General features: G+C 40.9%; 8 protein-coding genes. 6 read left to right on the forward strand and 2 right to left on the reverse strand.

Features of this window, described 5'->3' with window-relative positions:
• Positions 1 to 361 precede the first annotated feature (361 nt).
• Positions 362 to 766, reverse strand: a complete 405-nt coding sequence (locus tag VAHSUH02_RS03875) for a type II toxin-antitoxin system death-on-curing family toxin (RefSeq protein ID WP_005382443.1) — start codon at positions 764 to 766, stop codon at positions 362 to 364.
• Positions 763 to 924 (reverse strand): hypothetical protein, encoded by a 162-nt coding sequence (locus VAHSUH02_RS09685; RefSeq protein WP_005382444.1) that lies wholly within the window; start codon positions 922 to 924, stop codon positions 763 to 765. The genes VAHSUH02_RS03875 and VAHSUH02_RS09685 overlap by 4 nt, the downstream gene beginning before the upstream one ends.
• A 335-nt stretch (positions 925 to 1,259) precedes the next feature.
• On the opposite strand from VAHSUH02_RS09685, the gene VAHSUH02_RS03880 reads away from it, so the two are divergent.
• The 6 genes from VAHSUH02_RS03880 to VAHSUH02_RS03905 all read left to right on the forward strand — a co-directional run.
• A complete protein-coding gene (locus tag VAHSUH02_RS03880) occupies positions 1,260 to 3,467 on the forward strand; it encodes an ATP-dependent Clp protease ATP-binding subunit (RefSeq protein WP_005382446.1) in 2,208 nt (735 codons plus the stop codon).
• A 327-nt stretch (positions 3,468 to 3,794) separates the two neighbouring features.
• Positions 3,795 to 4,562, forward strand: a complete 768-nt coding sequence (locus VAHSUH02_RS03885) for a LamB/YcsF family protein (protein ID WP_038148563.1) — start codon at positions 3,795 to 3,797, stop codon at positions 4,560 to 4,562.
• Between the two features lie 55 nt (positions 4,563 to 4,617).
• Positions 4,618 to 5,814, forward strand: a complete 1,197-nt coding sequence (locus VAHSUH02_RS03890) for an NRAMP family divalent metal transporter (RefSeq protein WP_005382448.1) — start codon at positions 4,618 to 4,620, stop codon at positions 5,812 to 5,814.
• A 9-nt stretch (positions 5,815 to 5,823) separates the two neighbouring features.
• Complete coding sequence (gene pxpB, locus VAHSUH02_RS03895; protein WP_005382449.1) at positions 5,824 to 6,567, forward strand: 5-oxoprolinase subunit PxpB; 744 nt, start codon at positions 5,824 to 5,826, stop codon at positions 6,565 to 6,567.
• Positions 6,554 to 7,585 (forward strand): 5-oxoprolinase subunit C family protein, encoded by a 1,032-nt coding sequence (locus VAHSUH02_RS03900; RefSeq protein ID WP_005382450.1) that lies wholly within the window; start codon positions 6,554 to 6,556, stop codon positions 7,583 to 7,585. The genes pxpB and VAHSUH02_RS03900 overlap by 14 nt, the downstream gene beginning before the upstream one ends.
• A 565-nt stretch (positions 7,586 to 8,150) precedes the next feature.
• On the forward strand, positions 8,151 to 16,096 hold a 7,946-nt coding region (locus tag VAHSUH02_RS03905; protein WP_169996416.1), incomplete at its 3' end, for an ESPR-type extended signal peptide-containing protein.

Here is a 16,096-nt window from a genome sequence, read left to right on the forward strand (position 1 = left end):
ACTTCACCATGCACATGTGATTAGCATAACTGGAGATTCATACCGGTTACGAAACCATATGCAACAGAAGGAATAACTGTACATTGTACATCGTCAAAATTGTACATTCTTATATTGACATTTACACCCTATATATGTGCCTTGTTAGAAATAGAACAGGTCTGTACTAATTAGAAGGGCCCTATGTATAGGTCTTGTTAGAAATAGAACAGGCCTGTACTAATTTGAAGGGCCCTATGTATAGGTCTTGTTAGAAATAGAACAGGCCTGTACTAATTTGTGGGCCCCTATATATGTATCTTGTTAGAAATAGAACAGGCGTGTTCTAATTTATAGAACCCTATGTATCTCTGTCGAATTATTAGTTTGCATCAATCTCTACGGTATTCTTCTGTAACCATTGCACCAATTCTGTATTTGTCATATTACCTGAGGCAACATCGATAATCATATTTTCTACGTCTTGTTGTGTTGCCGTAATATCGAATCCATTGATAATTAAATATACATACATGCTATGCAATGCTGTTCGTTTGTTTCCATCCGTAAAAGGATGATTGTTGGCTAAGCCATAACATAATTGTGCCGCTTTGTCGTAGATGGATGGGTATAGATCATTCCCCATAAAGGTTTGAAAGGGGGTATAGACGGCTGATGCTAATAGGTTTTCATCGCGTACGCCTGGTGAAAGGACAAATGCACTTTCTAGTTGGGCGTGGAGCTCATAGATATCTTGTAAGGTGAATTGGATATTAGCTGTATTCATTTGTTCTCCAATGCTTTATAGAGTTTATAATTTCGTTTTAGTACTTGCTGGGAAATGTCTTTAATACGCTTCGCTAGTTCTTTGTTGTTAGCACTTGTCATGATAGGTGTGTTGTGGAGTGCGGTGGAATCGGTATGGGGTGAAGAATTTTGTGCCATAGTTTGATCTCCTTTGATATATTTTGACTTTCATTTCTATTATATAGGTAATAAATCAATAGAAACAATAGAATTTCTAATGAAACAAGCGAAAAATAAAAATGGAAAACCTCTTGCAAACCTAGTATTTATCTGCACTTTTACTAATAAAAATATATTTGTTAAAATAAAAGTCAAAAAAAGTCAAAAATTCTTAATTTGACCTATTGACTTTTTGACTTAATAAGTTTATTATAATGACATAAGGTTAAAGAAACCTAGAAATAAAGCAAGAAATTAAAGAGACTTAAAAGGTCAAATAGATATACTTGTAGTGAAAAAGTGAGGTAATTTATATGAACAACAACTTCAATAACTTTGGTAGCGAATTTGGTAGCATGAATGATTTGTTCAATCAATTGATGGGTAACATGGGTGGTTATTCCACAGAAAATCGTCGTTATAAAATAAATGGTCGTGAAGTAACTCCTGAAGAGTTTGCTTATTATCGTCAAACAGGTCATTTGCCTACTAATGAAGAAATCCAAGCAGCACAAGCTGCAGCTCAACAAGGCAAAATGAAAAAGGATGGTATCCTTGCTCGTTTAGGTACGAACTTAACAGATGAAGCTCGTAATGGTAAGCTTGATCCTGTTATCGGTCGTAACAAAGAAATTCAAGAAACTGCTGAAATCTTAGCACGACGTACAAAAAACAATCCAGTTCTAGTCGGCGATGCTGGTGTTGGTAAAACGGCTGTTGTAGAAGGCTTGGCACAAGCAATCGTAAATGGCGATGTTCCAGCAGCGATTAAAAATAAAGAAATCATTTCCATCGATATTTCCGGTTTGGAAGCTGGTACTCAATACCGTGGTTCCTTCGAAGAAAATATCCAAAACCTTATCAAAGAGGTTAAGGCTGCTGGTAATATCATCTTGTTCTTCGACGAAATCCATCAAATCTTGGGCGCTGGTTCCACAGGTGATGGTCAAGGCTCTAAAGGCTTAGCAGATATCTTGAAACCTGCTTTGTCCCGTGGTGAAATGACTGTTATCGGTGCTACTACACAAGATGAATACCGTAACACAATCATGAAAAACGCAGCACTTGCTCGTCGTTTCAATGAAGTAAAAGTAAACGCACCATCTGCAGAAGATACTTTCAAAATTCTACAAGGCATTCGTCCATTATACGAAGCGCATCATAACATTGAATTGCCAGATGCCGTTTTGAAAGCCGCTGTAGATTATTCCGTACAATACATTCCTCAACGTAGCTTGCCAGATAAAGCCATCGACTTGATCGATGTAACAGCAGCTCACTTGGCTTCCCAACATCCTGTAACTGATATTAAAACATTAGAAGCAGATATTGCAGATGCTAAAGCTAAACAAGAAGAGTTTGCTCAAAAAGAAGATTACGAATCCGCTATTAACGAAAAAATGCGTATTCAAAAATTACAAGAAGAAATCGATAAGCACACTGATAACCAAAAGGTTGTGGCTAAGGTTAACGATGTAGCCGAAGCGGTAGAACGTATGACTGGCATCCCTGTTTCTCAAATGGGTGCATCCGATATTGAACGTTTGAAAGATATGAAAACTCGTTTACAAGCTCATGTAATCGGTCAAGATAAAGCAGTAGAAGCTGTTTCTAAAGCTATCCGTCGTAACCGTGCAGGCTTTGATGAAGGCAACCGTCCAATCGGTAGCTTCTTATTCGTAGGTCCTACTGGTGTTGGTAAAACAGAATTGGCTAAACAATTAGCACTTGATATGTTCGGTAACAAAGATGCTATCATCCGCTTGGATATGTCCGAATACAGTGACCGCACAGCAGTTTCCAAATTGATTGGTGCTACAGCTGGTTACGTTGGTTACGAAGATAACTCCAATACATTGACTGAACGCGTTCGTCGTAATCCATATTCCATCGTATTGTTCGACGAAATCGAAAAAGCAGACCCTCAAGTTATTACATTACTTCTTCAAGTATTGGACGATGGTCGCTTAACAGATGGTCAAGGTAACACAGTAAACTTCAAGAACACTGTTATCATTGCTACATCCAACGCAGGTTTCGGTTATGGCAGCGACAATGACGATGAAAACAAAGTTGATGTAATGGACCGCATTGCTCCATTCTTCCGTCCTGAATTCTTGAACCGTTTCAATGCTGTTATCGAATTCAATCAATTGAGCAAAGAAGATTTGAAGAAAATCGTTGATTTGATGCTCGACCAAGTTAACAAGACTTTGGCTAAAAAACAAATTACCTTAGATGTAACTGACGAAGCTAAAGATTTGTTGATGGAACAAGGTTATGACAAAACAATGGGCGCTCGTCCATTACGTCGTGTCATCGAATCTGAAATTCGTGACAATGTAACTGATTACTACTTGGATCACATCGATGCAAAACACTTGCTTGCTGATGTTGTAGATGGTCACATCGTAATCAGCGACAAGGATGCTGCTAACACATCCGATGCTAAATCCGATGATGACAAATCTGCAGACCACAGCAAACAAGCTGATGATGCTGCATCCAAGGACAATAAATAATCGGTAGGCTATTGACCCTTTCATTGAATCCCTTACAACTCTCTCCATATACACACATATAACAATAGTCCTATTGATTGTGAAAGCACTCGACATTACGTCGAGTGCTTTTTTGCGTTATTATATGAATTTTGTATACATGACAAAAATCATTGATAACGTATCAATATATTTTGTATAATCATGTTACTATATTCTATAGAATTTAAAGAAAAGATGAAGAATATAATGGAAATTAGAATATAAGGAAAATTAGAATATAAGGGGAATTAGAATATAAGAAAAACCAAGCATATAAGAAAGATGAAGAGCGAGAGGAGCATAGTGATGTCACATTATATAGATTTAAATAGCGATTTAGGTGAAAGCTTTGGCAATTATACATTGGGCATGGATAGTGAGGTATTAAATCACGTTACTAGTGCGAATGTAGCTTGTGGATGGCATGCCGGCGATCCTCTCATCATGGAGGCCACTGTTAAGATGTGCAAGGAGAAGGGCGTAGCCGTAGGGGCTCATCCGGGATATCCTGATTTGATGGGCTTTGGACGCCGCAAGATGGCGGTCAGCCCTGATGAGGCACGGGCGTATATGATCTACCAACTCGGTGCGTTGCAAGGATTTTGCAATCAGTACGATGTAGAGTTGCAGCATATGAAATTACATGGTGCTTTTTATAACATGGCGTGTGTAACGCCGGAATTAGCTGATGCGGTATTAGATGGTTTACAAGCGGTGAATCCCAATGTTCGAGCCATGGTGCTCAGCGGTAGTTATATCGCTAAAGAGGCAGAGCGACGAGGTATTCCAGTGATACAAGAGGTCTTTGCAGACCGAGGCTATACAGAGGAAGGCACCTTGGTACCTCGTACGGAAGAGGGGGCTTTCATAAAAGACCCGCAAGAGGCATTAGAACGGGTGCTCATGATGGTGCAAGAAGGCAAGGTCGTAACGAATACGGGCAAAACGATCGATATTGCAGCCGATTCTGTATGCGTTCATGGCGATAATCCAAAAGCGATAGCTTTCACAAAATATATTCGTGAAGGCCTCACTAAGGCAGGTGTCGTGGTAGCGAATTTTCAGAATCGATAGATTACAATCGATTGTATAAGAATAGATAGAATCAGAATAGATAAAAGGAGTCAGTATGAAACCGATTACAGGAAAAGCGAGTTTATCTGTCCTCTTAGGGGCAGCATTTTTGATGGCCACGTCGTCCATTGGACCAGGATTTATGTTACAAACGGCGGCGTTTACAGGCCAGTTAAAGGCGGATTTTGCGTTCGCCATTGTGGTGTCCGTTATTTTCTCCATCATTGCACAGCTCAATGTATGGACCATCATCGGCATATCTCAAATGCGGGGCCAAGACATTGCGAATAAGGTATTGCCCGGCCTTGGTTACTTCGTAGCGTTCTTGATTTCCCTTGGAGGCCTTGCGTTCAATATCGGCAACATTGGGGGCGCGTCCATGGGCCTTAACATCGTATTCGGTATCGATACGACGACGGCAGCGGCCATCAGTGGTATGTTGGGGATTTTATTATTTGCATCCCCTAAAATGGGTGGCGTTCTCGATAATACGGCGAAAGTGTTGGGCACAGTGATGCTCTTACTCATCGGTTATGTAGCGTTTTCTACTAATCCTCCTGTAGCAGAGGCCGCAACCCATGCCATTGTGCCAACCAATTATCCTTGGCTAGCTACGATTACCCTTATCGGCGGTACCGTAGGTGGGTACATTACATTCTCCGGCGGCCATCGCTTGATTGATGCGGGCATTACAGGCCGTGAACATTTAAAAGATGTGCGTCGCGCTGCCTTCATGGGCATGTCCGTAGACGCCATTGTTCGTATATTGTTATTCTTAGCCGTACTCGGCGTCGTATCCATGGGCTTTGCGTTAGATCCAAAGGACCCAGCAGGTTCTGCGTTCTTACTTGGTGCTGGTGAAATCGGTCATAAATTATTCGGTATCGTATTCTTCTGCGCTGCGTTGACATCTGTTGTGGGTGCTGCCTATACATCGGTATCCTTCCTTAAAACCTTGTTCAAGGTGGTGGAACGGTATGAAAAATTGACTATCATGGCATTCATCTTCGTTTCCACATGCATTCTTATCTTTATTGGTAAACCAGCTACGTTGTTAATCGTGGCGGGCTCTGTGAATGGTTTGATCTTGCCTGTTACCTTAGCCGTTATGTTATTGGCAACGCGTAAGACGAATATCGTAGGGGACTATAAGCACAATCCGGTTCTGTTCTACACCGGTTGGATTGTCGTGCTTGTGACTGCTTATATCGGTGTTACATCCTTGCAAGGTATTGCAAAATTATTAGGTTAGGGGGACCTCATGAATCCCACGATTTCACCTGTTGGAGATAGTGCTATCTCCATCGAATTTGGTCAAGTCATTGACCCTAATATTAATCAGCGTATCCGTCAGACTGTGACGGGTATTGAAAGCCTCCATTTAGAGGGTATTATTGAGATGGTGCCTACTTATTGTGCGCTTCTCATTCAGTATGATGCATTGCGCCACACCTATGCTGAACTGTGCCACATTCTTGAACCTATCTGTACGCAGCCTATTCAATCTGATGAAAATGAACTCGTGACGGTCGTAGAGATACCGACCGTCTATGGTGGTGAATTTGGTCCAGACCTTGGATTTGTAGCCTCTCATAATCACTTAACCGAGGCTGACGTGGTAAGCATTCATAGCGGCACGGATTACCTCGTGTACATGATGGGCTTTATTCCGGGCTTTACCTATTTAGGAGGCATGGATCCGCGCATCGCTACGCCGCGATTGTCCTCGCCGCGTACGCATATTCCGGCAGGGTCCGTAGGCATCGCGGGTGAGCAGACCGGCACCTATCCATCGGATTCCCCTGGTGGCTGGCAAATTATAGGACGCACGCCTCTGTCCATGTACGATGCATCCCGTGAAGAGGCGGCTCTGCTTAAGGCAGGCGATTATGTGCGCTATGTTCCTATTGATGAAAGTGCGTTCCACTGTATTAAGAAATTGGGCTCTTCTTTTAAGCCCGTTGTACATCATGTAAAGGTAGGTGACCTCCGTGGCGGTAAGTGAATATAAGAATGCGTCATTTGAGGTGGTGGCACCTGGTATGATGACCACCGTGCAAGACGGAGGGCGCGTAGGCTTTCAACAATATGGCATGCCCGTAGCTGGTCCCATGGATGGTGAAAGCTATTCTATTGGACAAGCCCTTGTAGGGAATACGACACCAGTAGGGGCTTTGGAGTGCACTGTTCTCAGTCCTACGCTGAAGGTGAAAGGCACATGCATTGTTGCTTTCACAGGTGCCGACATGAGGCCTACCATTAATAATGTAGAGGTGCCGCGGTACATTCCTTTTGTCTGTCATAACGGCGATGTCATCTCTGGCAGCTTTAGCCAATGTGGGGTGCGCATGTATATTTCCTTCGCCGGGGGCATCGATGTGCCCGAAATCAACGGCAGCGTGGCGACACATACAAAGGCGAATATTGGCGGATTTGAGGGACGTCCCTTAGTGGCGGGCGATGAAGTGCGTTTAAAGGACTGTACGCGTGATATTATAGTCTGCGAATATACTAGAGAATCAAATCATTTATTTAATACGGTTCTATTTAATCGGGGCGGCCGTGAATGCCATGAACCGCTGCGCGTTGTACTGGGCTCGCAAGCTAAGTACTTTACAGAAATGGGTATTCGTAATTTTAGCACTGAGCTCTATACATTGACCATTCAATGCGACCGTATGGGATTTAGATTAGATGGGGCGCCTGTTGAACACATCGACGGCGCCGATATCATCTCCGATGGCGCTGTATTTGGATCCATTCAAGTTCCATCTGATGGTAATCCAATTATCCTCATGGCTGATCGACAAACAACAGGGGGCTATACGAAAATTGGCACCGTTATTACCGCCGATTTGCCTAGATTGAGCCAGTTGCCTATTGGGGATGGAATTACCTTTGATATTGTATCTGTGGAAGAGGCACAAGAGATGTATAGGGCATATATGCAAAATTTGCATAGCAAAATTCGGCTAGCTTTTGCACAAAGTACATTTGTATTTTCTCTAAAAACAATAATATAATACGTAAAAAACGACTGGTTTATAAGTTTACACATAATTTTGTATGTATATGTATTTTATGAAAGCCACTCTTTGTAGTAAGGAGTGGCTTTTTTGTGTATAAAGTATAAATCAACATTAAAATATTTATCGTATTACTTAAAAATATATCGATATATTTTCTTAATCAAAAATCATCTATAAAAAATGAGAATAAAATGAACCGATTTGATATAGCTTAAGTTGTGTAAAATCAATAACGGCTTGATAATGAGAATGGCAGAAATGCTACATATGATGAAAATACATACAATATGAATTAAAATACATAAAGAATTTATATAGAGCATAGTGAATACAAGCAAAAAATAGAAATAGACAAAATTCGAAATAGGAATTAAATATTCTTAATCCGTATAATTTACAATTGAGAAATATGAGAGGAGTATGATAGAATAATGAAATCAAATTCATAGTTTTTTAGAAGTTAATGGGTTTTATTGCTCTACAAAGAGCTAAACTTCATTATGTATTTGAAAATATATTTCATGTAGTTGAGAGGTTAGTTAGTGAAAAGGAAGCGAAAATGAATAAAATCTTTAAAGTTATTTGGTCTAAGTCTAAACAATGCTATGTTGTAGTATCTGAATTGGCAAAGAATACAACAGGGAAAAAGAAAATTGTTGTGGCTAGTATTCTAGCGGCCATGGTTGCTGGGCAAGCTATGCAAGTTGAGGCTGCATTTGGGAAAATTACGGGTAGTACTGGTACAGGATCTTTAGCGATTTCTGGTGCTGGTGGTAATTATGCTACTGCATCTACAGACGATGCTATTGCGGTTGGTCAAGATGCGTCTGCTACTGGGAGAGGTGGTATTGCGGTTGGCAGAAAGTCTAATGCTGTTCATAATGCTCTTTCAATAGGGTGGATAGCATCTGCAACAACTCAAGGAGCAATTGCTATTGGTTCAGCTCTTGAAGAACCTGGTGTTTCTGGACAAAAAGAGGTAGTGTCAGATGGTTTTTATTCCATTGCAATTGGGGGGGCATCAAAATCTTCTGGTACAACTTCAGTCGCTTTAGGTGTAAAATCTTCCGCTTCTGAAGATAGTGCTATTGCTATTGGTACAGATGCAACAGCTTCTAAAACGAGTGCAACTGCTGTTGGTAAGAGTGCTGAGGCTTCCGGTAGCGAAGCTACATCATTTGGTGTAGCAAGTACTGCTAATAAAGATGGTGCGCTTGCTATTGGATCGCATTCAACATCTTCAGTAAAAGCTGGTACAGCTATTGGATACAATGCTTCTGTATCTTACAGTGGTGCTGGCGATAGTTGGGGCGCAACAGCTATAGGTGCACAAACCTCTGTAACTGGTAAAAATGCAGTAGCTATTGGTCGGGCATCAAAAGCGAGTGGTAATAATTCACTTGCTATAGGTGCTGGCAATAATGATGATGGTACAGCTTCTACTGAATTTGCTGAATCAACTGGTACAAACTCATTAGCAATAGGTTATAATGCGAAAGCTAAAAATATTAGTGCTGTGGCAGTAGGTAAAGGCGCAAAAGCTGAGGGGGTTGCCTCTACAGCACTTGGTGAAACTGCATTGGCCGATCAGGATAATGATAGTGCATTAGGTAATAGTGTTCATGCCAGTGGTGGCGGATCTAGTGCGGTTGGTTATTTAGTGACTACGTCAGGTAATCAAGCTTTTGGTGCCGGTTCTAATACGACTGTATCCGGCGGTGCTGCTATTGGTATTGGTTATATGAATACTGCTTCTGGAAATCGTGCTATCAGTATTGGTTCAGATAATAATGGTACAAAAAATACTGCATCGGGTGATTATTCCATTGCTCTTGGTGCTGCTTCACAAGCTACGAAGACTAATAGTACTGCAGTAGGTACAAATTCAAATGCAACTGGAGCAGATTCATTTGCAGGTGCATCTGGTAAAGCGTCAGGTGATGCATCAATCGCCATTGGTAAAGCAGCGAATGCTGGTGGTACAACTGCTGCTGCTAGCTCCATTGCTATCGGTGATAATGCAGCAGCATCTGGTGTTGCAAGTACTGCAGTTGGTAAAAAGGCTTTAGCGGATAAAGATAATGATAGTTCTTTTGGTAATACTTCTCATGCTAGTGGTGGCGGTTCATCTGCTATTGGTTACTTAGTTACTACAAGTGGTAACCAAGCTTTTGGTGCTGGCTCTAATACAACTGTATCTGGCACAGCTGCAGTAGGTATTGGTTATAGCAATGAAGTTACTGGTGATCGTGCTGTTGCAATTGGTAGTTCATTAAATAGTGTTAAAACTGGAGCTTCTGGTGATTATGGTGTGGCTATTGGTGCTGCATCTCGTGCTCTAGCAGAAGCAGCTACTGCTATCGGTAAAAATACAATCTCTAGTGGTGCAGACTCCATTGCTATTGGTACTGCTGCTACATCCACATCCGCAGCGTCTAGTGCAATTTCTGTAGGTAAAAATGCTAAGACAGAAGATCAAAATGCAGTAGCAATCGGTGTTGATTCGTATGCGAAAACTATGGATAGCATAGCAATTGGTAATACTGCAAAAGCAACTGGGGCGGTGTCTACTGCTTTGGGGGCGCGTGCTGAGGCGTTAGGTACTAGTGCCGTCGCTGTTGGTATAAATGCTAAAGCAAAAAAAGATCAGGCTACAGCATTAGGTTTTAGTGCACAGGCTAATGAGAAGAATTCAGTTGCTCTTGGTTATAGTGCAATATCATCTCAAGAAAATGCAGTAGCTCTTGGTAGTGCTTCTACCACAACAACAAATGCAACAAGTCAAGGTTCCGTTGTTATTGGTGGTAAAACAATAACTTGGAGCGGGGCACCAACGGTAACAGGTACAGGAATGCAAGTTTCTGTTGGTTCTGTTGGGGCTGAACGTCAAATCAAGAACGTAGCAGCAGGTGAAGTATCAAAAACTAGTACTGATGCAATCAATGGTTCTCAATTGTATGCTGTAGCAGACGCGTTAAGAACAAAATATGTATCTATAAAATCTTCTGCAACTGGTATTGGTAGCAATGAAAATAATGATGGCGCTACTGATACTGATGCTATAGCAATCGGACCAAAGGCTTCTGCTACCAAACCTAATGCAACTGCATTAGGTAAAGGGGCGGCAGCTACAGATAGTAATAGTACAGCTATTGGTACAGGGGCTCAAGCGACTGGTAGTTCGTCAGTTGCTTTAGGTGATAGTGCTAATGCATCGAGTAGTCAAGCGATTGCAATTGGTAAAAGTACGGTAGCATCTCAGTATGATGCGGTTGCTATTGGTAATGGTTCTAATGCTACTGCAAGTTATACCTTAGCAACAAATGGGGGGGCTGCAAGTGGTTTAATGTCCATTTCTGTAGGTCACAGTACAGAAGCTACCAAAGAAAATGCAGTTGCAGTGGGGTATAATTCAAAAGCAAACGGGGAATCTTCTGTTGCTATCAGTGGTGGTACTACAGAAGCTGAAAAGGCTATAGCTATTGGAACTGATGCACAAGCTACAAAAGAAGGTAGCATTGCTCAGGGCTGGAAATCATTAGCATCGAGTAAGGGAACTGTAGCAATCGGTGGATCTGCTGATGGTACTGAATTGGGGGCACAAGCTACGGAATTGTATGCATCTGCTTATGGTAATCAAGCTACTGCTTCCGGGCAATATTCTACAGCATTAGGTAATCAGTCTACAGCATCTCAAAGTCATGCAACTGCTGTAGGTCATCTTGCTAATGCTACAGCTGATTCCGCTGCTGCTATTGGTTATAATGCTCGTGCTCAAGGAACCTATGCGTTTGCTGCTGTGGGTGGTCAAGCTATTGGTGTAGATACGATTGCTATTGGCCGTGACTCAGTGGCTAATACTATTGGCAGTATTGCACAAGGCAAGGGTGCTAATGCTTTAGGTGGTAGTAGCATTGCTATCGGTAGTGCTTATGGTACTAATGCAGGTGCAGCTACTAATGGAGAAAATGCGATTGCTTTGGGGGCTGGGTCCTCCTCCACTGCAAACAATGCGTTGGCACTCGGTCTTAATGCTAATTCGTCTGCCACTGATAGTATTGCAATTGGTGCGGGCTCTCAAACTAGTGTAGAAAAAGGTGTTGCACTTGGCGCTGGTTCTAAAGCTAATGTAGTTTCTGGTGTTGCTGGTTATAATGCTAATACAGAAAATATTGCTCGTACAGATAAGTATTCTGGTCTAACTGGCGTGGCATTGAATAGTAACTTAGGGGCTCTATCAGTTGGTGTAACTGATGCTAGTGGTGCTGCTACTAGCACACGACAAATTGTAGGTGTTGCAGCTGGTAAAGCCGATACTGATGCCGTTAACGTAGCACAATTGAAGAGCGTTAACCTAGCTTTCACAGGTAATTCTGGTAGTGGCGACGTTAATTTATCTAAGAGTCAATTAGCTGTTGAAGGTGGTACTAATTCTTTTATTACTACTACGGCTGCTAATAAGAAATTAGAGATTAATACAACACAAGGTAAGTTGAAAAATACGTCTGGTACTGTATCTGTTGATGGTAATAATGGTTTAGCAGTTGCTCAAAATGTAGCGGATGTTATTAATCAAGTTAGTGCCGACCAATCCATAAAATATAAAGCTAATGGTACAGGGACTAATAGCGTTAAACTATCCGATGGTTTAAACTTTAAAGATGGTACTACTACAACAGCAACAGTAGGTGCAAATGGTCAAGTAACCTTTGATCTTAATACGGCAACACAGAAATCGATTACTGATTCTGCTACTGCTGTAGCGCGTACGATTTCTCTTGGCGGCGATACTGGTACTACAACGGCTAAATCATTAACATCTGGTAATGTTAACTTTGGTGTTAAGAGTGGCAGTCCTACATATCTTACAACGACTGCAAATGGTAATGATGTGACCTTGACTATCAATGAGCAGGCCATTAAGAATGCCGCTAAGGATGCATCATCTTTCAAGGTGAAAGCAAATGCTACTGCTGCAGAAGATGTTAAAGGTGGCGATACAGTTGTCTTCAATAATGGTGATAATATCGCGATTACCCAAACTGGTAAGACCTTTAAAATTGCTACAGCTAAAAATGTAGCATTTGATACAGCTACTATCGGTACTAATACAACTATCGGCTCTACAGGGGTTTCAACTAATAAAGTTACAGTAGGCAATATTTCTATTGATGGCACTGATGGTATTAATGCAGGTGGTAAGGCGATTACCAATGTAGGCACTGGTCGTGTATCTAACAGCAGTACAGATGATGGTAATGTTGCTAACATTGGTGATGTTAAAGCTATCACTAATAATGCTGTAGCTAATTTGTCTACAAGTCTTGGAGTTACAGATGGTACGAATAGTGGTACTGTTAACTTAAAGAACCAAAGTTTAAAAGTTGTTGGTACAGGTGTTGCAAAAGCAACTGTGAATGGTCAAACAATTACAGTTGATGTAGCAAAAGGTACATTGACAAATAATACGACAACTGGTGCTTTAACTGGCACTGCTGGTGTTGTTGATGCTAATGATATGGCTACGGCTGTTAATACAGCGATTACTAAAGCAGTAGATACTGCTACTGGCACACAAAAACTTGATATTTCTGCAGGTGGTACAGATAGCTCTGTTAACCTTAAAAATCAAAAATTAACGGTAGCCGGTACAGGTGCTGCGACAGCGTCTTTGACTGGTCAAACGATTACTGTTAATGTGGCGGAAGGTACATTAACACCAAATACTACGAATGGGACAGCTACTGCAACTGCAGGTGTGGCAAAGGCTGTAGATGTAGCCGCAGCGATTAATAATACTAATTCTGTATTAGGTAATAAAATTACGGCAGCTACACAATCTTTATCTACATTAGGAGACAATAAATTTAAATTAACGGCAGATTCAACCTCCACAACAGGACAAGCCTTTAATCAGTCTGGTGGTTTATCCTTCAAAGTGGCAGGTGATGGTACCTTTATTTCTACGTCCGCTGCTGGTGATACAGTAACTATTTCTGTTAAACAAGGTGTCTTTGGTAGTAATGCAGATGGTACAGCCAAATCTACTACTAATGGTGTGGCAACAACTGACAAGGTAGCCGATATCGTTAATACAACTGTTTCAAATGCTGTAAACAATATTACAAGTAACCAAAACCTTAAAATTGGTGGTGACACTACTGCAGCTAACTCAGCAGTAAACCTTAAAAATGATACCTTATCTGTAAAAGGTGATAATAAATATATTTCAACAGCAGCATCTGGCAATGACATTACCTTAACGGTTAATGAACAAGCCATCAAGGATGCAGCTAAAGATGCATCATCTTTCAAGGTAAAAGCTAATTCTACTGCTGCAGAAGATGTTAAAGGTGGCGATACAGTTGCTTTCAACGATGGTGATAATATTGCGATTACCCAAACTGGTAAGATATTTAAAATTGCTACGGCTAAAAATGTAACATTTGATGCTGCAACTATTGGTGGTAATACAACTATCGGATCTACAGGGGTTACAACTAATAAAGTTACGGTAGGCAATATTTCTATTGATGGCACTGATGGCATTAACGCAGGTAATAAGGCGATTACTCATGTAGGCACAGGTATTGTAGCGAATAGCAATGCAGATAATAGTAATGTAGCTAATATTGGCGATGTTAAGACTATTGCTAATGACGCTGTAGCTAATTTGTCTACAAGTCTTGGAGTTACAGATGGTACGAATAATGGTACTGTTAACTTAAAGAACCAAAGTTTAAAAGTTGTTGGCACAGGTGCTGCCAAAGCAACTGTCAGCGGTCAAACAATTACGGTTGATGTAGCAAAAGGTACGTTAACAGCTAACTCGGCAACTGGGGCCTTAACAGGTACTGCTGGTGTGGTTGATGCTAACGATATGGCTTCGGCTGTTAATACAGCGATTACTAAAGCGGTAGATAATGCTACTGGTACGCAAGCATTGAATTTGACAGACGGCACTCATACGGGAACTGTAAAACTTAGCACCCAAACATTAAGTGTAAGTGGTACTAATGGTGTTCAAGCTACTGTAGGTGGTCAAGGTATTACCATTGGCTTAGATACAGCTACTAAAAATCTTATTTCTAACTCCTCTACAGCAGTAGATAACTTAGGTAAAAATACATTCACATTAAAATCGGATTCTACAGATACAACAGCTCAAGACCTTAATAAGTCTGGTGGTTTAGCATTTAAAGTAGCAGGTGATGGTAACTTTACTTCTACGTCTGCTGCTGGTGATACAGTAACTGTTTCTGTTAAACAAGGTGTCTTTGGTAGTAATGCAGATGGTACAGCCAAATCTACTACTAATGGTGTGGCAACAACTGACAAGGTAGCCGATATCGTTAATACAACTGTTTCAAATGCTGTAAACAATGTTACAAGTAACCAAAACCTTAAAATTGGTGGTGACACTACTGCAGCTAACTCAGCAGTAAACCTTAAAAATGATACCTTATCTGTAAAAGGTGATAATAAATATATTTCAACAGCAGCATCTGGCAATGACATTACCTTAACGGTTAATGAACAAGCCATCAAGGATGCAGCTAAAGATGCATCATCTTTCAAGGTAAAAGCTAATTCTACTGCTGCAGAAGATGTTAAAGGTGGCGATACAGTTGCTTTCAACGATGGTGATAATATTGCGATTACCCAAACTGGTAAGACATTTAAAATTGCTACGGCTAAAAATGTAACATTTGATGCTGCAACTATTGGTGGTAATACAACTATCGGATCTACAGGTGTTACAACTAATAAAGTGACAGTAGGTGGTATCTCTATTGATGGTACTAATGGTATCAATGCAGGTAGTAAGCAAATTACTAACGTCGCAAGCGGTGGTACTACAGTTACAAATGCTGCGAATATTGGAGATGTGGATACTAAGGTTACAACTGCCATTAATGATTTGACCACTAACTTGACTAAGAATACTAATATTGCATACACGGCAAATACTGCTACTCCAGGTCAAACGGTATCCTTAAAAGATGGATTTAACTTTACTAATGGTACATTAACAACTGCAGAAGTAGCAGCTGGTGGTGTTGTGAAGTTTAATGTAACGCAAGGTTCTTTGTCTACTGATGGCAATGGTAATATTATAAACACAGCAGGTGTAGCTACAACAGATGATGTAAAAAATGCTGTTAATACCGCAATTAACAAAGCAGTTACTAACTCTTCTACAGCGGTTAATACTCTAGGGGCGAATACTTTCACATTAAAAGCAGATTCTACAGATACAACGGCTCAAAATCTTAATAAGTCTGGTGGTCTAGCATTTAAAGTAGCAGGTGATGGTACCTTTACTTCTACGTCTGCTGCTGGTGATACAGTAACTGTTTCTGTTAAACAAGGTGTCTTTGGTAGTAATGCAGATGGTACAGCCAAATCTACTACTAATGGTGTGGCAACAACTGACAAGGTAGCCGATATCGTTAATACAACTGTTTCAAATGCTGTAAACAATGTTACAAGTAACCAAAACCT

The sequence above is a fragment of the Veillonella atypica KON genome, from assembly GCF_002959915.1.
Classification (GTDB): domain Bacteria; phylum Bacillota; class Negativicutes; order Veillonellales; family Veillonellaceae; genus Veillonella; species Veillonella atypica.